Annotated in this window: 11 protein-coding genes and 1 pseudogene; all 12 read right to left on the bottom strand. The window is 69.3% G+C overall.

Annotation, left to right across the window (positions count from 1 at the left end):
* Positions 1 to 8: 8 nt before the first annotated feature.
* Positions 9 to 2,417: a ricin-type beta-trefoil lectin domain protein gene (locus tag ACZ3KP_RS39670; RefSeq protein WP_467505868.1), complete on the bottom strand. Its 2,409-nt coding sequence runs from the start codon at positions 2,415 to 2,417 to the stop codon at positions 9 to 11.
* Positions 2,418 to 2,463: 46 nt separating this feature from the next.
* A complete protein-coding gene (locus ACZ3KP_RS39665) occupies positions 2,464 to 4,296 on the bottom strand; it encodes an RICIN domain-containing protein (protein ID WP_467505866.1) in 1,833 nt (610 codons plus the stop codon).
* 68 nt (positions 4,297 to 4,364) lie between these two features.
* Entirely contained in the window at positions 4,365 to 5,876 is a 1,512-nt protein-coding gene (locus ACZ3KP_RS39660; protein ID WP_467505864.1) for an arabinofuranosidase catalytic domain-containing protein, read from the bottom strand.
* Between the two features lie 71 nt (positions 5,877 to 5,947).
* Positions 5,948 to 7,579, bottom strand: coding sequence for a glycoside hydrolase family 27 protein (locus tag ACZ3KP_RS39655; RefSeq protein ID WP_467505862.1), 1,632 nt, complete (start codon positions 7,577 to 7,579; stop codon positions 5,948 to 5,950).
* Positions 7,580 to 7,621: 42 nt separating this feature from the next.
* Positions 7,622 to 9,055 (bottom strand): arabinofuranosidase catalytic domain-containing protein, encoded by a 1,434-nt coding sequence (locus ACZ3KP_RS39650; RefSeq protein WP_467505860.1) that lies wholly within the window; start codon positions 9,053 to 9,055, stop codon positions 7,622 to 7,624.
* A gap of 408 nt (positions 9,056 to 9,463) precedes the next feature.
* Positions 9,464 to 10,927: pseudogene (locus tag ACZ3KP_RS39645) on the bottom strand (glycoside hydrolase family 10 protein); the annotation flags it as partial.
* Between the two features lie 68 nt (positions 10,928 to 10,995).
* On the bottom strand, positions 10,996 to 12,147 hold the full coding sequence (locus ACZ3KP_RS39640) for a ricin-type beta-trefoil lectin domain protein (protein ID WP_467505858.1): 1,152 nt from the start codon (positions 12,145 to 12,147) through the stop codon (positions 10,996 to 10,998).
* Between the two features lie 59 nt (positions 12,148 to 12,206).
* On the bottom strand, positions 12,207 to 14,657 hold the full coding sequence (locus tag ACZ3KP_RS39635) for an RICIN domain-containing protein (RefSeq protein ID WP_467505856.1): 2,451 nt from the start codon (positions 14,655 to 14,657) through the stop codon (positions 12,207 to 12,209).
* Between the two features lie 104 nt (positions 14,658 to 14,761).
* Entirely contained in the window at positions 14,762 to 16,357 is a 1,596-nt protein-coding gene (locus tag ACZ3KP_RS39630) for an arabinofuranosidase catalytic domain-containing protein (RefSeq protein ID WP_467505854.1), read from the bottom strand.
* Between the two features lie 679 nt (positions 16,358 to 17,036).
* On the bottom strand, positions 17,037 to 18,059 hold the full coding sequence (locus ACZ3KP_RS39625) for a LacI family DNA-binding transcriptional regulator (RefSeq protein ID WP_467505852.1): 1,023 nt from the start codon (positions 18,057 to 18,059) through the stop codon (positions 17,037 to 17,039).
* Between the two features lie 267 nt (positions 18,060 to 18,326).
* Positions 18,327 to 19,460 (bottom strand): glycoside hydrolase family 12 protein, encoded by a 1,134-nt coding sequence (locus ACZ3KP_RS39620; protein ID WP_358986737.1) that lies wholly within the window; start codon positions 19,458 to 19,460, stop codon positions 18,327 to 18,329.
* A 196-nt stretch (positions 19,461 to 19,656) separates the two neighbouring features.
* On the bottom strand, positions 19,657 to 20,762 hold a 1,106-nt coding region (locus ACZ3KP_RS39615), incomplete at its 5' end, for a glycoside hydrolase family 48 protein (RefSeq protein WP_467505849.1).

The following is a 20,762-nucleotide window of genomic DNA, read 5'->3' as shown; positions in this document are numbered from 1 at the left end:
GGTGCCGGTCACTCGCGTGTCCACTTCTGGTTGCCGGCGCCGGTGCAGGTCCACAGCTCCAGCAGGGTGCCGTTGGCCGTTCCCGCACCGGTGGCGTCCAGGCACAGGCCCGACTGGGCGCCGGTGATCGTGCCGTCGGCGTTGAGCGTCCACTTCTGGTTGCCGCCGCCGGTGCAGCCCGAGATGTCGACCTTGGTGCCGGGGCTGGTGCCGCCGCCCGCCGCGTCCAGGCAGGCGTTGCCGTACACCCGCAGTTCACCGGCGGGTGTGCTCGTCCACTGCTGGTTGCTGCCGCCGTTGCAGTCCCACAGCTCCACCTGGGTTCCGGAGGTCTGCGACTGGTTGGGCACGTCCACGCACCGGCCGGAGGCGGCGCCGACGATCGGACCGGTCGTACCGCCTCCTCCACCGCCGCTTCCGGGGGTGAGGGAGAGGTTGTCGAACTGTGCCGTCTCGCCCTGGCTGGTCGCGTAGCCGACCTGCCCGCCGGCCCAGGTGCGGTCGGTGGCGGAGCCGACCGTGGAGCCGTCGATGACGGCGCTGATCGTACTTCCGGAGAAGGTGAGGGCGACGGTGTGCCACCGGTTGGTGCCCAGCGCCGTGGTCGTCCCACGGGCGAGGGTGGAGACGTTGCCGTTGGTGCCCGAGTTCAGGATCGACCAGGCACCGGTGTCGCTCACCCTCAGGTGGTAGGCGTTCAGACCGCCGGTGCTGCTGTAGTCCTGGCCGTTCGCACGGCCGATCAGCTCGGCGTATCCCGGCTGTTCCAGCAGCACGTCCGACGAGACGGTGTAGTCGCTCCAGCCCACGTCACCGAGCAGGGCGTGCGGATCGGACAGCGCGTCCCAGGTGATCGGCTTCTGCGGACTCATCTGGCGCACGCACTTGCCACCGCGGCCACCGCCACAGGCCGTCACCTCGAAGGCGCCCTGCCAGTCCATGAGGTACTTCGCTTCGGTGCCGGTGGTGTAGCCGTCGAAGGTGTCGCCGTACGGCAGGCTCATGGCGCCCTGCGCGGGGCCTGCGGCGGTGCCCTTGCCCTGCCCGGTGGTGGTGGTCAGGGTGTAGAGGTGATGGGGCTGCACGGTCAGGCTGAAGCCTCCGCCGGAGGGGGTGACGTCGGCGGTGTGCACGAAGTAGTCGTCCGGGTTCGAGGAGTTGACGTCGGTCGACCAGACGTGGACGGTTCCGCCGGACAGGCCACCGGTGACGTCGAAGTTCAGGGTCTGGGCGCTGCCGGCGTCCATCGTCTCGATGACGGTGGAGTAGTCGGAGCCGTTCGGGGACTTCAGCGAGACGTAGCTGCCGTTGTTCCGGTTGCCGCCGATGTAGCCGCTGGAGGAGTCGAGGTACTTCCAGCCCGGGGCGGTGAACTGGCTGGTGTGCGCCATGACCCAGGTGTTCTTGCCGATCGCGTAGTGTCCGGACCAGGGCTGGGAGGCCAGGGCGAGGCCCATGGTGGGGTACGGCAGGTTCGGCGTGATCGCCGCGACCACCGGCCAGTTGAGATACGCGGTCATCCGACCGTCGATGTATCCGCGGTTGATGCCGCGCGCCATGGCGGGGGCTCCCCCGTTGTAGTCGTCCGAGCCGTTCTCACTGGCCCACAGGGGCTTGCCGGAGGTCGTGGCGGCCGACGGCACCGAGCAGTTGGACTGGGAGGAGCGGTAACCGCAGGGGTAGTGCGTGCCGATGACGCTCACCGCGGCGGCGAAAGCGGAGTTGGAGTTGACGTCGTTCGCCACGGTCCAGTCCGAGTCGGCGGCGACGATCTTGACGCTGCCGTAGCCGTTGGAGTTGAGCGCGTTGCGCAGTTGCTCGTACCAGGAGACGTTGTAGCCGCGCTCGTTCCAGCCACCGAGGTAGTCGATGGCGAGGCCGTGCTGTTTGGCACAACCCAGCCAGGAGACAAGGTAGTTGACCATGTCGGTGGACCAGAAGTTCCCGCCGCCGATCCACCCCGGGGCGCCCCAGGCCAAACCGTAGAGCTTGATGTTCGGGTTGCGGGCCTTGGCCTGCTCCATGAGCCACCATTCGTAGCCCCGGTCGCAGTTCAGGTCGGAGCGGGTGTGCTGGTGGCTGGGCTCGGCGCCGGAGGTGGAGTTGGTGTCCCCGCCGATCTCGGCCTTGAGGATCTGCAACGAGGCCCCGTAACCGGGTTTGAAGAGGTAGTCGAGGATCTGACCGCGCTGGGGCTCGGGGTAGTCGATCAGGAGCCTGCTGTTTCCGCCGCCTCCGCTGATCGCGCCGACGCCGTCGAAGGTCCGCCCTCCGGACGCGCCGTTGATGGTGAGGGAGGTGGCGGCGTGCGCCGGGGCGGCGACGGCGCCGACAAGGCCGCCGACGGCCAGGAGAAGGCCCGTGAGCACGGCGGTCGAGGCGCGCAGGCGCCGCAGCAGCCGTCTGATTGCTGACACGGTGGTTTCCTTTCGCAGGTCGATGGAGTCCGCGTCGGGTGCGGCCTCAGCGGACGATGAAGTCCTGGTTGGTGCCCGGCGCGTTCTTGCACTGCCACTGGTCCAGTTGCTGTCCCGCGGTGCTGCCGGCGCCGTAGACGTCCAGGCACAGGCCGCTGTTGCGGTTCTGGAAGGTGTACGAGCCGTCCGACTGGCGCGCGGGCAGCCAGAGGGCGTTGGCGGCGGTGCCGGGGGCCTGCTGCACGATGTCCGGGGTGCCGACCGCCGTGGAACTGCCCGCGACCGCCACGTCCTGGCCGGAGTGCTGGGCGCGCAGTTCGCCGTAGCCGTCGGAGGCCGGCACGAACAGGAAGCGCTGGTTGTCCTGCCCGTTGCAGGTCCACTGGTCGATCACGGCGCCCGCGGCGGTGGAGTTGCCGTAGACGTCCAGGCACAGGTTGTCGTCGGCGACGACGAGTTGGTGGTAGCCGTCCGGGAAGCCCGTGCCGCCGGAGGAGGCCGGGGTCAGGTAGACGGCGAACGCGTCGTGCGAGCCCTGGAAGGTGAGCGGCACGGTGAGCGAGCCACCGGATGCGCTCACGTTCTGGTCGTACACGGTCCCCGGCGCACTCAGCGGGGCCTGGTCCGGGATGCGGTGCACGGTGACGTGGACGTTGCCCGCGTTCGTCAGCCAGGGCACCGACGACAGTCCGTCGAACGTCACGGAGGCGGCCCCGGTGTAGCCGTTGGAGTCGCCGATGAGCGCCACGGCGCGTTGGGCGGCGGAGTCCTCCGAGGCGGCTATGGCCGTGGAGCCGACCTGGCCGGAGGTGTCCACCAGGGTTCCGGTCATGTCGGCGTAGTCCCGCAGCGCCCACCAGTTGCCGGTCGGCTGCCAGGTGCCTCCGCTCTGGGTGAGTACTCCCGTCAGGTTCGGCGTGACGCAGCACACCCAGTTGCCGCGCATGGCGTTGGTGTATCCGGACTGCGCGAACCGGGCCAGGTACCAGGCCGTCACGCCGGCGGTCCCCCGGTCGGCGGGCTGGTACTCGTTCGAGGACAGCGGCAGCGGGCCGATGCCCGCGGAGTTCAGGGCGTTGCGCAGACTCTGGGCGACGGTGACGGGGTCGTCGACGTCACCCTCGTTGTGGTTGCTGATCATGTCGGGGACGGTGCCGGCGGCCTTCACGTGCGCGAGCCAGGTCCCCCACTCCTCAGGGTTGCGCTGCGGGGTGAAGGCGAGGGACGGCCCCACGATCTTGGCCCCGGGGGCGATGCGCCGGATCTCCCGGTAGGCGGTGTCCCACATCTGGAAGTACTGGGCGCTGTTGACACCCCGGGTCCAGAACACGGAGATGTCCGGCTCGTTCCAGATGTCGTAGGAGAACGTGAGCCCCGATCCCTGCAGGGCGCCCACCGTGGCGTCGATGAAGTTGATCCAGTTCGAGCAGTCGCCGTTGTCGCACGGGTATCTGGTGTTCGAGGGCTGGCCGCCGTTGACGCCGTAGATGTCGCTGACCAGCACCTGGTACTGCGCGTGGTACGGCGGCCGGGTGAGTCGCCGGGCCTGCGCGGTGATCGAGTCGAGGTCGGCCCGGGTCGCGGACCCGTACTGGTAGCCGTCCCTGATCCAGCCGCCGGAGAACCATCCGCCGCCGCGGAACGCGTTGATGCCCAGCGGCTGGAGGAACTGGTCGACGGGCTGCGTGCCGTCCTGGCTGATGCCGTAGAGGAACCCCTCCCCCACGCCGGTCGACGGCCCCCGGGGCGAGGCCAGGTCGACGCGCAGCGCCGTGCCCGCGGCGGCCTGGCTCGGGGCCGTCGTCAGCAGCGCCATGACGAGTGCCAGGACGATGCCGCTCACCAGTGCCGCAAATCCGGGTCTCGCTCTCATCCTCATCGGGTCCTCCTGGGCAGGGGCGGCGGCGGGAGCCGCCGCCCCGGGGTCGGGCGCATGGACTCACGGGGTCAGTTCAGCGTCCATTTCTGGTTGGACTGGCCGTTGCAGGTCCACAGCTGAACGGGGGTGCCGTTGGCGGTGGCGGCGCCCGACACGTCCAGGCACAGTCCGGACTGGGCGCTGGTGACGGTGCCGCCGGCGTTGAGCGTCCATTGCTGGTTGCTCTGGCCGTTGCAGGTCCAGGTGATGACCTTCGTGCCGGGGCTGGTGCCCTGCCCGGAGGCGTCCAGGCACAGGCGGTTGCCTGCGAGGGAGACGGTCAGCTCACCGGAGGTGCTCTCGGACCAGGTCTGGTTGGCCCCGCCGGAGCAGTCCCTGATCTGCGCCTGCGTGCCCGGAGTCGTCGAACTGCCAGGTACCTCCAGGCACTTGCCCGCGCCCACCGCGTGCAGCGCACCGGTGACACCGCCACTGCCGCCCGACGTTCCGTACCCGGCGGCGGTGATGCTGGCCTGGACGGCGTTCTCGGTGGCGTCGGAGGGATAACCCGCCGTCATCGCGCCTTCGAAGAACTCGCCCTGTCCCGAGACGCTGTTGTCGCCGCCGGTACCCAGGAGGACGGAGCTGTCGACCTTCATCGGTGAGTAGCCGTTGGGAAGGGGGCCGGAGAAGGTGGTGGTCAGCCCTCCGGCGGCGCCGTCGCCGTACTTCAGGGTGAAGTTGCTGGTGCCGTTGTTCTTCAGCCACGCGCTGACGAACGGGTGGTGCACGCCCTGGTTGTTCGGGTCCTTGTTGGAGCCGGTATTGGTGTGGAACATGCCGTTCTCGAGGTCGGCCTCGACCCAGGGACCGGTGCCCGTGCAGCCGTTGAACCAGCAGGCGTTGCCCCAGTAGATGGCGTTCATGGTGGCGTTGCCGGTGTCGGTGTGGGTGTTCTCGCCGCTGCCGTAGTCGAAGCAGCACCACTGGTTGGTGTAGTTCGACGAGGTCACCATGTAGATGCCTTCGGGCTGGGAGCCGGTGGCGACGCCGCTCGCGTGGTCGATGCGGTAGCCGACTCCGGGTGTGACCTTGACGCCGAAGACCTGGTGGCCGGCCGCGGTCACCGGCAGTGCCATGGCGTCGGCTCCGACGTCGGATCCGTTGGGACCGGGGCCCTTCCAGTAGCCGCCCCAGGAGATCGGCAGGTCGTTGTGGCGGGTTGTCTGGTCGTAGATCTTCGTGATCGTGCACGAGGTGCCGGCGCAGAACGAGACCTGGGACGCGGCGTCGGCGTATCCGCCGGCGGCGAGCAGCCCGATGTCGCGGTAGGCGTGGTCGGAGGACCTCTGGATCTGGTACAGCGGCCCGTTGTACGCCGCGAAGAGCGCCCTGGTCGTGGAGTGAGCGGTCACACACGGTGTGCCGCCCGCGGCATAGAGGTCGCAGGGAAGCTGCGCGGCGGCGGGCGCGGCCGGCGCGGCGGCCTGCGGGGACGTCGCGAACGCCGGTGTGCCGAGCGCGGCCAAAGCCAACACCAGGGCGATCAGGAGCGCGGCCGGAAACCGGCTTCGCCGGTCATCGGTTGCCGATCGGGGCAAGGAGACCTCCTTGGTGAGGGTGCCGCCGCACGGCGGCACCGCAGCTGCCCGTGGGCGAAGCGGGAGGCGGTTCATCCCAGCGTCCATCGCTGGCTGCTGCTGCCGGTGCAGGTGCTGAGCTCGACGAGACTTCCGTCAGCGGTGGCCCCTGCGGCCACGTCCAGGCACAGACCGGACTGGACCCCGGTGATCGTGCCGTTGGAGTTCAGCGTCCACTGCTGGTTGCTCTGGCCGTTGCACTGCCAGATCTCCACCTTCGTGCCAGGCGTGGTCTGGTTGTTGTAGGCGTCCAGGCACATCTGACCGGTGCCGGAGTAGACGGTGAGCTGCCCCGGGGCGGTGTGCGTCCAGGTCTGGTTGGCGCCGCCGTTGCAGCTCCAGATCTCCACCTGGGTGCCGGCGGTCGTGGTGGAGTTGGGTACGTCCAGGCACTTGCCCGCGCCGACAGCGTGCAATGCCCCTGTCACGCTGTTGCCCGAGCCGCCGCTGGTGCCGCCCGCGACCCGGTACATGACGGTGCCGTGGGCCGGTACCGAGGCACTGATGGTGCCGGAGGTCGTGGACGATCCGCCGGACCACAGGTCGGTGAGGGTGTAGGCGGACGCTCCGGTCTTCCCGATCGCGGACGCGGTGGTGGTGATGGTCGCCGTGGAGCCGGTCTCGTTGAACAGCGCGACCGACACGTCCCCGTTCGCGAGCGGCTTGGCCAGCACGTCCAGGCCCCCGGCGGAGGACACCATGGTTCCCTGCCTGCCGAGGGGGTCCTGGTCGACCGCGATCACCCGGGAGTTGGTCAGCGTGGCCAGGGTCGAGGCGCTCGCCTGGGGGATGTTGGTGCCGGCGATGAGAGGTGCGGCCATCTCCGCCCAGAGGCTGAACTCGCTGCGGTTCTCGGTCGCCGTCATCGAGCCGTTGCCGACCTCCAGCATGTCCGGGTCGTTCCAGTGGCCGGGTCCGGCGTAGGAGGCCAGCCCGACGTTGCTGTGGAAGATCGACAGCATGCTGGAGAAGGTCGGGCTGATGTCTCCCGTGGTGCGCCAGCTGTTGCCCACGTCGGCGCCCCAGGTCCACACGTTCTCCTGGCCCCAGTTGCACAGGCTGTACAGGATCGGCCGGCCAGTGGCCGCGAGCGCGTCCCGCATCGCGGTGTACCGGGTCCGGGCGGGCACGCCGGTGTTGTTGCAGTTGTCGTACTTCAGGTAGTCCACGCCCCACGATGCGAACGACTGCGCGTCCGTGCTCTCGTGGCCGAGGCTGCCCGGGTAGCCGGCACAGGTGGCGGTGCCCGCGTCCTCGTAGATGCCCAGCTTCAGGCCCAAGGAGTGGACGTAGTCGGCGGTGCCCTTGATGCCGTCGGGGAACTTCGCCGGGTCCGGCACCAGGTGGCCGCCGGAGTCACGGCTCTTGGTCATCCAGCAGTCGTCGATGTTGACGTACGTGTAGCCCGCCGCCTGCATGCCGTTGGTGTGCATGGCCTGGGCGGTGGACTTGATGAGCGACTCGGAGACGTTGCAGCCGTACGCGTTCCAGTCGTTGAAGCCCATCTGCGGGGTCGGCGCGAGTCCGTTGCCGAGAGCGGCGGCGGGGTGCGCCGTGCCGAGGGCGAGCAGGGGTGCCGCCACGGCGAGCAGCACGGCCGAGAAGGTGAGCGCCAGGATTCTGCGCAGGGACGGCGAAGGGGGCGGCGGGGTGGTCGTGGGCATGGGGCATCTACTCCTGGACCGGAGGGGGGAACTGACAGGCGTTCAGCGATAACCGGCGGCCGTGATGTTGGCCTGCACCGCGTTGTCGGTCGTGTCGGAGGGATAGCCCGCGACGACGGCTCCCTCGTAGAAGGTGCCGGCGCTCAGGTTGGCGCCACCGCCGGGTTTGCAGCAGTCGCCGCCGCTGCCGAGGACGATGGCCCCCTGTTTCTTCATGGGGCTGTATCCGCCGGGCAGGGCGCCGTCCCACAGAGTGGTCAGGCCGCCCGACTGGGCGTTGCCGCCCTTGAGGGCGAACCTGGACGTGCCGTTGTTCTTCAGCATCGCGGTCACGAATTTGTCGTTGAACGCCCGCTGGCCGGGGTTCCAGGACTGGCCGCCGCCGGGGTACAGCCCCCATTCGAGGTCGGCCTGCACCCAGGGGCCACTTCCCTGGCAGCCGCCGAACCAGCACTCGGTGCCGAAGTTGATGGCGTCCATCGCCCCGGCGGCGTCGGCCTTCCTGGTCGTCTCGCTGTTGCCGTAGTCGAAGCAGCAGCCGCCGTTGACATGGGTGCCGCTGGTCACCATGTACGCCCCTTCGGGTGCCGCACCGGTCGGCACGCCCGTCAGGTGACCGTCGCGCCAGTAGCTGTTCCCGGGGTTGATGTACAGCGAGTACGCCTTGGTGCCCCCGGCGGTCAGCGACTCGGCGGTCGCCTTCGCCGGGCTGCTCTGGCTCGATCCCGGGACCTGGGCGGAGCCCTGGTACCACAGGTCGTTGCCGTGCCCGGACTGGTCGCGGACGACCGTGATCACGCAACTGGTGCCGGCGCAGAAGGCGTCCTGGGCCGCGGCGTCGGCGAAGCCGCCCGGCGCCAGCACGCCGATGTCCCGGGTCGCACTGTCCGAGCTACGCCTGACCTGGTACAGCGGGCCGTTGTACGAGCCGTAGAGGGCGCGCACCGTGCTGTGGGCGGCGACGCACGGGGTACCACCCGCGGCGTAGAGGTCGCACGGGCCCGACCCACCGGGCGGGGGCGGAGGCGGGGCGGCCGGTGCGGTCCACTTCTGGTTCCCCTGGCCGTTGCAGGTCCACAGGATGACCGCGGTGCCGTTGGCCGTACCCGCTCCACTCGCGTCCAGGCAGAATCCGGACGCGGCACCGGTGAGGGACCCGTCGGCGTTCTGTCGCCACACCTGGGTCGACCGCCCGTCGCACGAGCGGATGACCGCGGGGGCTCCGGGCGTCGTCCTCCCGTCCAGGGCGTCCACGCACCGGGTGCCGTTCATCGTCCTCAACTCACCGGCCGAGGTCGGCTGGAATGCCTGGTTGGCCTGGCCGTTGCAGTCCCAGATGTCCAGGGTCGTACCCGGTGTGTCGACGTCGCCCTTGACGTCCAGGCACCGGCCCGACGCCGAACCGACCAGGGGTGCCGGCGACGTCGACGCGGACCATGTCGGCCCGTTCGCGAGCAGCACGAGCAGCAGTCCCATCACGCACACGGCGGCGGCCGCCGGTAAGCGGGACGCGCGAGCGGTGGGGTGACGAGGCGGAGCGGATGAAGGCTGCATTCTGTGTCCTCGCGTATGCGGGGGAAGGGGACGGAGAGTGCCGTGCCTGTCCGAGAGGGTTCGGAAGGGATGTCGACCGCTCCCGTCTGCGCGCTCACAAGCACGCACAGGGAACACTCATACATCCCATGTCGCATAGTGATGTCACAGGCACAACACCCTGTCAATAGATCCCACCTGGTGATTCTCTGCTCGATACATCCCATGTCTTGCCCATGTTCGCGCTGTCTGAGGGCAGGCCGGAACCCGCGTCCGGCTACGACTGCCGTACCGGGCGCGGGTGTCCGCTCGGAGGGCCCCTACCGGGTGCCGGTCACCTCACCCGAGCCTCCAGTGCTGGTTGGCGCCGCCGTTGGAGTCCCAGATCTGGACGGGGCTCCCGTTGGCGCTCTGCCCCGCGGGGACCTCCAGGGCGCGGCCGGAGGCCACGTTGATCAGGGTGTAGGAACCGTCACTGTTCTGGCTCGCCCGCCAGTGCTGGTTGGCGCCGCCGTTGTTGTCCCAGATCGTCAACCGCGTGCCGTTGCCGGTCTGGCCACCGGGCTCGTCCAACACCCGCCCGCTGGCGATGTTGGTCAGCGTGTACGAGCCGTCGCTGTTCTGGTTCGCCCGCCACTGCTGGTTCGCGGCGCTCCCGTTGGCGTCCCAGACCTGCACCGGCGTGCCGTTCCCGGTCTGCCCGCTCGGCACGTCCAGCACCCGCCCCGCGGAGGCCACGCTCATCTGGTACACCTGGCCCGAGACGATGCCGCCGCCCGGGGTCCCGGTGCCACCGCCCAGCGCGGTCAGGGTCGCGTCGTAGGCGGCCTTCTTGTTGCCGTTGCTGTCGAACAGCAGCGGGTTCTCGCCGCTGCGCCAGGAGTCGCTGTCGCGGATGCCCCACACGGTGAGGCCGGTGCAACGCGCGACGTTCAAGCACGCCTTGACGGTGTTCGCGTAGGCGCTTGCCGGCGCCTGCGCGATGTCCAGCTCGGTGATCTGGACGTCCACGCCGAGCGCGGCGAAGTTCGACAGCGTCGTCTGGAAGCTCGCGGGCGGGCCGCCGGTGCCGAAGTGGGACTGGAAGCCGACGCAGTCGATGGGCACGCCGCGGGACTTGAAGTCCTTGACCATGTTGTAGACGCCCTGGGTCTTGGCGTCGGACCAGTTCTCGATGTTGTAGTCGTTGTAGCAGAGCTTGGCCGCCGGATCGGCCGTCCTCGCGGTGCGGAACGCCTCCTCTATGAAGCCGTTGCCCAGCACGTTCTGGAAGACCGAACTGCGGTGCTGGCCGCTGCCGCCGTCGGCGAAGGCCTCGTTGACCACGTCCCAGGCGTAGATCTTGCCCTTGAAGTGGGTCATCTCCTGGGTGATGTGGTTGTCCATCACACTGCGCAGGGTGTTGGGGTCGGTGATGGAGCTCACCCAGGAGGGGAGTTGGGAGTGCCAGACCAGGGTGTGGCCGCGCATGCGCTGACCGTGGGCTGTGGCGTGGTTGACGATCTGGTCGGCGGGCCCGAAGTTGAAGCCGCCGCGCGAGGGCTCGGTGGTGTCCCATTTCATCTCGTTCTCCGGGGTGATCATGTTGAACTCCCGGTCGAGAATCGTGGAGTACGTCGAGTCACCGAGCTTCCCGGCGGCCACCGCCGTACCGAAATAGCGGCCGCTGTCGGCCGCTGCCGCGCCCAGCGTGCCGGAGGCGGCGTGGGCCGCGGGGGTCGCCGGACCGGCGAGAGCCAGCGCCGTGCCCGCAGTCAGTCCGGCGGCCAGGGCCAGCACCGTGCGCAGACGGGGCTCTTCGTTGAGCCAGGACATGAGGAATCAGTCTCCTTGTGTGTGGGGGGGGGATGGGGCACCGTCCAGACGTCGGCACCCCGGTCGGGTCACTGGGCGGAGGTGACCGGCAGTGCGGTCCACTGCTGGTTGGATCCGCCGTTGCAGTCCCACAGGACCAGTTGCGTACCGTCGGTGGCAGACGCTCCGGGGTCGTCGAGACAGCGGCCGGAAACGGGGTTGCGATAACCGCTGTTGTAGGCCTGCCACTGTTGGTTGGCGCCGCCGTTGCAGTCCCAGATCTCGATCTTGGTGCCGTTGGCGGTACCACCGCCCGTGACGTCCAGGCACTTCCCGAGCGCCCGCAAGGTGCCGTCCGAGCGGGCGGACCACAGCTGCGCGTCGCCGCCGTTGCAGGACCAGATCTGCGCGGCGGTGCCGTTGGCGCTGTTGCCGCCGTTGACGTCCAGGCACTTCCCCGCGACCCCGGAGTGAACCGGAGCGCCCACGGAGACCGGGGGCTTGATCCAGCCTGCCGCGTCCGCGGCCTGGACCCCGGCGTTGAAGGCGTCGGCCATCCTGCCGAAGCCGTTGTCGTTGGGATGCAAGGAGTCGGACAGGTCTGCGGTGGTCAGAGCGCTCATGTCCACCAGGCGTACATGCTTGCCGGCAGCCTGCTCGGCCTGGACGATGCCGGGCAGTTCGGCGTTGAACGCGGGGCGGGTGGCCTCCTCGGTGCTGCTGGTGGAGACGATCACGGTGCCGACGAGGACCGTCGCGTCAGGGGCGTCGGCCGTGATCTGGTCGATGAGCGCATGGAGCCGTTCGGCGGCGGGTTCGGCCTGAGAGCCGCCGTTCAGGTCATTGGTGCCGATCTCCAGGGTGATCACGTTGGGCCGGTACCGGGCCAGCACGGAGTCCGCGATGCCGGCTATCTCGCTGATGTGCCAGCCGGAGTGGCCTTCGTTGTCGGGGTCCGACATCGTGCCGTTGCGGCCCGATCCCACGAAGTCCAGGGCATGCCCCTCGTTCGCCAACCGGTTCCACAGGAAGCTCCGGTAGCCGTTCCCCGACGGGCTGCCGACGCCCCAGGTGATGGAGTCGCCCAGCGGCATCAGCCGCAGGGCGGTGGGCGCGGCGGCGGCCCGTGCGGTGGAGGCCGGTGATCCGGTGCCGGTGGCGGCCGCCGCGGGCAACGCGGTGCCGGTGGCGGCAGCTGCCGTCAGTGCGACGGCCAGAAGTGCCGTGGACTTCTTCTTCATCTGTGTTCCTCACTGGGTGCGGGACAGTGGGTGGCGGTGAACGAGCGGGTGGGGGTCGGTCAGCGCGGGGTGAAGTCCTGGTTGCTGCCCGCCGTGTTCTTGCAGGGCCACTGGTCGAGCTGTTGGCCGGGGTTGCTGCCGCCGCCGTAGACGTCCAGGCACAGGCCGCTGTTCTGGTTCTGGAAGGAGTACGAGCCGTCGGACTGCCGTACCGGCAGCCACTGGGCGCCGGTCGCCCCGCTGGGCGCCTGCTGCACGATGTCCGGCGTCCCGGCGGCCGTGACGCTGCCCGAAACCCCCACCACGAGGCCCGAGTTCTGCGCCTGCAACTGACCGTAACCGTCGGCGCCCGGTACGAACTGGAACTGCTGATTGGCCTGCCCGTTGCAGGTCCACTGGTCGATGGCGGCGCCCGCGCTGCCGGCGTTGCCGTACACGTCCAGGCACAGGCCGCTGCTGCCGATCGCCAACTGGTGGGAGCCGGTGGGGAATCCGCCACCGCCGCCCGAGGACTGGACGCCCGCCTGCTGGATCACCTGCTGCGCGCCCGACGGCCAATTGGTACCGCTGACCTGGACGTTGCCGGTGAGGACGTTGTTGTGCGGAGGCCCGGTGGCCACGTATGTGTTGCCGCCGTTGTACCAGTTGCCGGAGAAGGTGCTGTCGTCAGTGTGGTTGTTCGCGTTGGCGTTGGTGAGCGCCCAATTGCCCGCGTCCTGAACGACGTTGTGCGACACCGTCAGATACCGGGAGCCCTCGTCGAGGTACAGCGCGGTGGTGCGGTTGTTGTCGTACATGTAGTTCTCGGAGATCACCGAGCCGGGGTTCGCCGACAGGTTGTAGATGCTGCCGCCGTCGAACATCGCGTTCTTGGTGTCGTAGATCAGGTTGTGGGTGACGGTGTTGTTCTTCAGCGTCGTGGGGGTGCTGTACACGGGCTGGTAGTTGTACGTGCCCCGGTTGACGTAGTCCTGGCTGCCGCCCGGGTCGTTGGCGCCCCAGCCCCAGCCGATGTCGATGCCGTCGTAGGGCAGGTGGTCGCACTGGTTGTGGGTGATCGTCGCGTTGGTGACGTAGGTGGACAGGATGGCGGCGGTCTCCTTGTAGTCGGTGCCCACGCCGCTGACCTTGTTGTTGCTGATGGTGATGTTCTGGTTGGTCATCTGCGGGTTGCTGGGATGGTGCGCGTCCGGCTGGATCCCGCCGACCTGGATGCCGCTGCCCGCGGTGTCGGTGAACGTGTTGCCGGTGATGGTGACGCCGTTCGCACCGAGTCCGGTGCCGGAGGCGTTGGCGACGCCGTCGTTGCCCACGCCGAGCCCGGCCTGTCCGAGCTCGGAGAAGGTGTTGCCGGAGAAGGTGATGCCGCCGGCGGCCGAGACCTGGACGGCCGCGGGCATCTGCGCCCAGCGGTTGCGGGTGGCCTCGAACCGGGTGCATCCCGACTTGCAGCTGCTCAGCCAGTTGTCCGGCATCGGGTAGGCGCCGGTGATGTGCGCGCCGCTCTGCTGGTCCGCGTAGCCGTCGGGTCCGCTGGGTCCGAGCCAGGAGGTTCCCGTGAACCGGATGCCGCTGAAGGCGAGCCCCGTCGCCGGTGTGCCGTAGCTGCCGCTGATGCCGAGCAGGCTCTGCAGCCGGGGCAGTTCGACGTCGAGGCTGTTCGGGTTCTGGCCCGACTGGGCGCGGTAGTACAGATCGCCGGTGGACGAGTCGAGGTACCACTGGCCGGCCTGCTGCAGGAACGCGTAGTTGTTCTCCAGGTACATCGTCCCGCCGGCGAACGGCGCGTTGATGGTGTCGTAGCCCCAGGAGTTGTTGTTCCATGCGGGCTGCTGCATCGTGATGGTCCTGCCGCTGATGGACTGGACCGGGGCGTAGCGGTCGGTGAAGGAGTTGAGGCTCTCGACCTCCATGTGGTTCTGGTCCGAGAGGCCGGACAGGTAGTCGAGGGAGGAGTCGGTGACGGTCAGGCCGGTCTGGGTGAAGGCGAAGGCGGAGCGGGGCACCTGGATCGCCGCCCGCGGCGCCTCCCTGCCGTTCACATACAGCTGGCGGGTGTTGATGCCCGTACCTACGTGGACGGACCAGATGTTTTTCGCCTGGTCATGGACCTGCCAACCAGTGATCTGTTGGGCGCCGGACACCACCGGCTGCTGACCGGACGCGGCCTGGTAGGTGATGGTGTGACCGTTCTGGCCGCCGTCGCCGGAGCCGAAGGCCAAAGGCCTGGACAGCTGGTAGGTGCCACCCGCCAGATGGACGACGACGTCCGTGTCGGCCGACAGCTTGTGCGCGGGCTGCTGCGCCTGGTCGAGGGCGGCAAAGGGATGCGCGGCGCTGCCGTCACCACCGGGCGCCGCGTCCGGCGCCACGTACAGGTCGGCGGCCACCGCTGCCCGCTCGGCCGTCAACGCGTGGGCGACCCCGGCCGTGGCCGGCCCGCAGGCCAGCAGGGCGAGCAGCGCCGTGGGGGTAGCCCACAGGCCGCGGAGCGCTCTGGCTCTGGACATCGTCATCCTCCGGTGGTGACGCTTGTGGTCCTGTGCTGTCTGTCACGCGGTGGTGCGCGGCCCGAGACCGGCGGCGAGCCGGCCTCGGGCCGGGGCCCTTCAGGTCAGTTCAGGCGCCACTGCTGGTTGGACCCGCCGTTGCAGGTCCACAGTTCGGCCAGGGCACCGTTGGCGGTGGAGGCGCCGGTGACGTCGAGGCAGAGCCCGGACTGGACGCCCGTGACGGTCCCGTCGGAGTTCACCTGCCACTGCTGGTTGGCACCGCCGTTGCAGGGCCAGGTCACCACCTTGGTGCCGGCGGACGTCTGGTTGTTGTAGGCGTCCAGGCACATCTGGCTGCTGCCGCTGTAGACGGTCAGCTGGCCCGAGGACGTGCGCGTCCAGGTCTGGTTGGCGCCACCGCTGCAGTCCCAGATCTGCAGCTGCGTACCGGCTGTGGTGGACGAGTTGGGCACGTCCAGGCACTTGCCCGCGCCCACCGCGTGCAGCGCGCCCGTGCCCGTGCCGCCGGAGGCGTTGCTGTATCCGGCCGCGGTGATGTTGGCCTGGACGGCGTCCTCGGTGGCGTCCGACGGGTAGCCGGAGGTCATCACGCCCTCGTAGAAGGTGCCTTGGGCGCCCTTGCTGTTGTCGCCGCCGGTGCCGAGGATGATGGCCCCCTGCTTGCGCATCGGGTTGTAGCCGGAGACGTTGGGCCGGACGCCGTCGTAGAAGGTGGACAGGCCGCCGGACTGCGCGTTGCCGCCGCGGATCGCCCAGTGGTTCGGGCCGCCCTTGATGATGGCGGTCGTATAGCGGTAGTTGATGGTCGGATCATTGGCGTTGTAGTGCTGGTTGACGCCGGAGAACAGGCCGTTTTCGAGGTCGGCCATGATCCAGGGGCCGTTGCCGCTGCCGTAGCCCCAGACCTTGATGTTGCCGAAGTAGATGGCCTCCATCGTGCCGTTGCCGTCGTCGTTGCTGTTCGTCTCGGCGTTGCCGTAGTCGAAGCAGCAGCCGCCGTTGTAGTGCGTGCCGTCGAAGATCGCGTACATGCCCTCGGCGTTGTCTCCGGTGGCGATGCCGTTGGTGTGGTTGTTCCGGTAGCCCGTGCCGGGCGCCACGAAGACGCCGTAGGCCTTGTGTCCGCCCACCGTGGTGGGCGCGGCGGTCGCGTTCGCGAGGTTGTCCGGGCCGCCCGCGGCGCCGCCGCCGGGTGCCTGGGTGAGGTTGTTGTTGCGGCCGGACTGGTCGTAGATGACCGTGATCAGGCAGGACGTCCCCGAGCAGAACGAGTCCTGAGCGGCGGCGTCGGCGTATCCGCCCGCGCTCAGGACCCCGATGTCACGGGTGGAGTTGTCCGAGGCGCGCCGGACCTGGTACAGCGGCCCGTTGTACGAGGCGTACAGTGCTCGGGTGGTGCTGTGCGCCGCCACACAGGGCGTGCCGCCCGCCGCGTAGATGTCACAGGGGCCGGACGTGGCGGCCCGCGCCGTGCCCGCCGTGGCCGTGGCGCCGACGAGAGCGCCGGCGACGAGCGCGGCTGCGGCTCCCGTCCGGGCGAACGTCAGCCACCGGGAACGGGCCGGGCCCGCCGCCGGGGGGAGAGATGTCCGAGCCGACGAGTTCCGGGGCGCGCGACGGTGGCGTAACGCCGCGAGCAACCGCTCGACGCTGTCGCGCCCGGGCAACAGACGGCGTCTCGTACGTGTGGTTCCCATCTGGGCTCCCTCCCGTGCCGGTGCAACCCGGTCGGGTCGCGGTGGTGGCGGTGGTTGCGGTGACACATGCCGAAGTGCCTGAGCGTGCCGTTGTGCAGTGGGATTGCCGAGAGATGTCGGGGCAGACGGTGTTGCCGGTCCCGCAGAGCTGCCAAGGGCAGACCCGCCCTGGGGACCGTGTTGCGGCTTTGTTGCGGAATCGATTCGACTGCTGATTTCCTCGGTTCGCAAGCTCTTGGTTGTCACGAAAAGTTGCGATGGAACGGCTCCCGACCGCGGACCGGCCTGTTGCCGCAGTGGCGTTGGGGACCGCGCGGGGGTGGCCGGTGGCCGGTCACCGACCCTCCGGATGCCCCTTCGCGACGCACCTGAACAGGAACGTCTCCGAGTTGCCCCGGATCGCGGAGCGCCGGAGCGAACACCGTTGGCCGAAGCAGACGCCCGTGACCGGGGATTCGCGCCGTTTGCGCTTCGCGACTGCCGCGCAATGCCGGTCGTGGGTCCGGTCGAAGCGCTTGCGTCGAATCGGTTCGCCCTGCGCCTCGGAACGTCGTAGGACGTGCGACGGGCTCGCCGCCCGAGCTCGTCGAGGACGAGACCGTACGTGCCGCCACTGTCCGAAACCGTACGGCTTCGCCGCCCTCGTCCGATGGGCCGCCAGGTGGTTCGAGGAGGGCGGTCAGGACGACTCTCGGACAACCAGCTCCGTACGGAGGATGACATGGCGCCAGGCCACGGACTGCTCCTCCATCTCCTCCAGCAGCAGCCTGATCATGGCCCGCCCCATCTCCTCGAGGGGCTGACGCACCGTGGTCAGCCGCGGCTCGGTGCGCTGGGCCAGCGGGAAGTCGTCGAAAGCGATGACGGCGACGTCCTGGGGCACCCGCCGCCCGGCCGCGCGCAGTGCGTGCAGCGCCCCTGCCGCCGTGGTGTCCGACGCGGCGAGGACGGCGTCGATCTCGGGATGCCGTTCGAGGAGTTCCGCCATGGCACGACGTCCGCTCTCCTCCGAGAAATCACTCTCCGCCACCCAGGACCGTGACCTCTTCACGCCTGCCAGGGCCAGCGCATCCTCATAACCGCGCAGCCGGCACTGCGCGACGTACATGTCCAGTGGCCCGGTGATGGTGGCCACCGCCGTGCGGCCCTGCCTCAGGAGATGGGACACGGCGTTTCGGGCGCCGCCCACGTTGTCCGCGTCGACATAGCTGACGTACTCGTCGCCCGAGCGGCGCCCCAGCAGCACGGTCGGCAACCGGGCCTCGGCGAGCATGTCCGGCAGCCTGTCGTCCGCGTGCACCGACATCAGCAGGACCCCGTCGACCCGGCCGCCCCGCGCGTACTCCAAAAACCGCTGCCGCTCGTCCTCCGAGCGAACCAGAGTGAGCAGCAGCTGCATCCCGGTGTCGGCCAGCGCGTCACCGAGCGAGCGGACGATCTCGGAGAAGAACGGCTCCGCGAACTGCCTCCAGTCCGGCTCGGTCAGGACGAGGGCCACGGCGTCCGCACGCTGCCCGGCCAGCGTGCGGGCCGCGAGATTGGGCACGTACCCCAGTTCTTCGATGGCTTGCTGGACGGCCCGGCGCGTCGACTCCTTCACGCCGGCCGCGTTGTTGATGACCCGGGAGACCGTGCCCCGTCCCACCCCGGCGCGGGCGGCCACCTCTTCCAGCGTCGGCGCTCCAGGTCGTCGCCTGGCCATGACCACCTCCCCCACCCGCGAGATCACCGATCTTACGGGACGGAGGACTCGGGCACATGCCTTCCGCACATGATCGACGGGGCTCGGCGCGAAGGAGGTGGACAGCGGTGGCACGCCCCGGCCCAGGGCGACGGGATCCGGGAAGCAGCGGCGGATCCGCCCGGCCGAGCAGAGACGTCGGCCGGGCGGATCCGCGGTGCCGGTGCCCGCGGCCGGAGGCGGGCGGCCTTCGGGGCGGCCGGGATCGGACCGCCCGCCGCGACGGCCTCAGGCCCTGGTGCAGGACGTGCCGTTGAGGCTGAACGCGGCCGGTGCGGCGAAGGCGCCGTCATAGGTCCCCTGGAACCCGAAGGAGACCTGGCCGCCCGGTGCGATGGACGTGTTGTATGCCATACCGCCGGCCGTCACGGCTCCCGACGAGGCAGAGAGTTGGGCGCTCCACGCACTCGTGATCTGCTGCCCGGCCGGCAACGTGAACGCGAGCTTCCAGGCGTCGACGGGCGACGAGCCCGTGTTGGTCACGGTGACGTTCGCCGTGAACCCTCCCTGCCACACGTTCGTGCCATAGGCCACCTTGCAGGCCGCCGAGCCGCCCGAACCTCCGGTGCCGCCACCGGTGCCGCCGCCGAGGTTGACGGCCGAGGAGAACGAGGTCACGGCCAGTCCCGCACCGTTCTGCCAGGGTTCGAAGCCCGCCTGGACGCTCGTCAGGTACCAGTTGTCCTGGGCCAGTCCCCGGGCGACCGCCTGGCGGACGAAGTCCATGACGTCGAAGTTCCAGCTGTCGATCGCCGACGGAGCGACGAAGGACAGCACGTCGTTGGTGCCGTTGTTGCCGGACCACACCTGCCAGGAACGCCCGGCCACGGTGGAGGTTCCGGTTGGCGAGCCGACCGGCTGCACGGCCCCCACATGGTTGAGCCAGACCATGATCTCGGTGCGGTTCACGCCGTCGGTGCGGGGCGTCGGGTCCAGCCAGATGTCGTAGGCCGCGTCGTACTGCGCACCGCTCACGTAGCTGTAGGAGATGCTCGTGGGCGCGCTCGCCACGGAACTTAGCCGGGCCGGCAGGTTGGTGCCCGGTGAGCAGTTGGTGTAGTGGCAGCCGTTGTACACGGACGGGTACGACTTCGGCGCGCCGTTCGTCGGAACGGAGCCGTCGGCCTGGACGATCCTGAAACCGGAGTCCGTGGCCGTGATGCACTGGGTGGCGCTGGTGCCCCAGCGGTTGTTCTGGACGACGTATCGGCCCTGGATCGTGGTCGAGCCGAACTGCTCACAGATGGTCGTGTCGGCGTGCGACGCCGGAGCGGCGGTGATCAGCGCCGCCAGCGCGACGAGTGAGGCGAGCAGCACGGCGAACAGGGTGTGCAGCTTGCCGTGGTTCTTCAACTGTTGCATGCGGGTCCTCCGCTGGGGACTGGTGGGGAGCGGGAGCAGCGCCCAGGATTTGGGAGCGCTCCCAATTCCATTCCACGTGGTACACGAAGATCATGTTCCTGACAGATGCCGGGCGGTCCCCACGTGGTCGAGGACCGCCCGGTCGGTGCCCCCGTCTCCCTGCGACGGGGGCGCGTACGCGGGACTTCGGCGGGGGCTATTCGAGGAGTTCCGCGTACGAACCCATGGCAAGGGCGATGTCCGCCTGGGCCCAGAACCGGTGGTAGGTGAAGACGGGCGCGGCGCCGCCCGCCAGGTACGCCTGGATCTTCGACCACGCGGGGTCGTTCTTGTAGAAGGAGCGCAGCGAGGCGAACGTCGACGAGGAGTTGATCGCGTCCCCGTTCGGCATCGTGCCGCTGAAGGTGCTCGGCACGTACACGCTGTCGTTGAACCGGCTGTAGTCGGTGCGGGTTTCGGGGACGGCGATGCCCAGGCTGTCCTGGTAGTTGTTCCACATGCCGTCGAGCAGCGCCTTCGCCGTGGACTTGGCCGTCGGGTCACCGGACTTGGCGCCGTAGTACGTCAGGACCTTGGCGTACGCGGCCGCCACGCCGACGTCGTTGGTGTAGTCGGCGACGGTGACGTGCAGTCCGCTGTTGGAGCCGGGACTGGAGGCGTTCCAGGTGTCGGGCTGGCCGGACCAGTGGAGGGTGGAGGGAATCTGGTAGGTGCCGTCCGGATTGATGGTGGTCTTGGACAGCGCCCACGTGACCCACTTGTCGAGGACCGCCTTGGCCTGCGCGTTGCCGGTCTGCTGGTAGAGCTCGGCGACCCGCTCCATCGACCAGGCCTGGAAGCCGAACCACTGGTTGGACGGCGGGTCGTGGTACACCGGCTGTTCGTCGTAGTACATGCCGTAGAAGGTCGACTTGCCAGCCGGTGGAGTCGCGTACCGGCCCGCCCAGCTGTTGGTCGCGCCGCCCGCGATGGCGCCCTCGGACGACTGCAGCCACTGGTAGAACTCCAGCTGCCGCTGCAACGACTTGCTCCAGTCCCCCGCGGCGGTCGCCGACTTGGGTTCCAGGTCGGCGTACGAGCTCAGCGCGTACGCGGCCAGCGGGTTCTGGTAGCCGCTGTGGGCGTAGCTGGAGCCGATGCGCCAGGCCCAGCCGCCGTTCGTGTCGGTCGAGCCGCCCCACGCGTAGTACCAGGAGAGCAGGTAGTGCGAGGCGTCCTTGCCGGTGCCGGCCGCGCAGGTGGACGGGCCCACGCAGTTGCCGATCTTCTTGAAGTACTTGTCGTACATCGCGTAGCGCAGGT

The sequence above is a fragment of the Streptomyces sp. NPDC020958 genome, from assembly GCF_055562175.1.
Note: the sequence above shows the minus strand (reverse complement) of the source record. Positions and strands in the feature narration are given on the sequence as shown.

Coding starts and splice junctions, on each gene's coding strand:
- ACZ3KP_RS39630 (WP_467505854.1), bottom strand. CDS start 16,357: ATGGGAACCACACGTACGAGACGCCGTCTGTTGCCCGGGCGCGACAGC.
- ACZ3KP_RS39640 (WP_467505858.1), bottom strand. CDS start 12,147: ATGAAGAAGAAGTCCACGGCACTTCTGGCCGTCGCACTGACGGCAGCT.
- ACZ3KP_RS39665 (WP_467505866.1), bottom strand. CDS start 4,296: ATGAGGATGAGAGCGAGACCCGGATTTGCGGCACTGGTGAGCGGCATC.
- ACZ3KP_RS39620 (WP_358986737.1), bottom strand. CDS start 19,460: ATGCAACAGTTGAAGAACCACGGCAAGCTGCACACCCTGTTCGCCGTG.
- ACZ3KP_RS39650 (WP_467505860.1), bottom strand. CDS start 9,055: ATGGGACTGCTGCTCGTGCTGCTCGCGAACGGGCCGACATGGTCCGCG.
- ACZ3KP_RS39655 (WP_467505862.1), bottom strand. CDS start 7,579: ATGCCCACGACCACCCCGCCGCCCCCTTCGCCGTCCCTGCGCAGAATC.
- ACZ3KP_RS39635 (WP_467505856.1), bottom strand. CDS start 14,657: ATGTCCAGAGCCAGAGCGCTCCGCGGCCTGTGGGCTACCCCCACGGCG.
- ACZ3KP_RS39625 (WP_467505852.1), bottom strand. CDS start 18,059: ATGGCCAGGCGACGACCTGGAGCGCCGACGCTGGAAGAGGTGGCCGCC.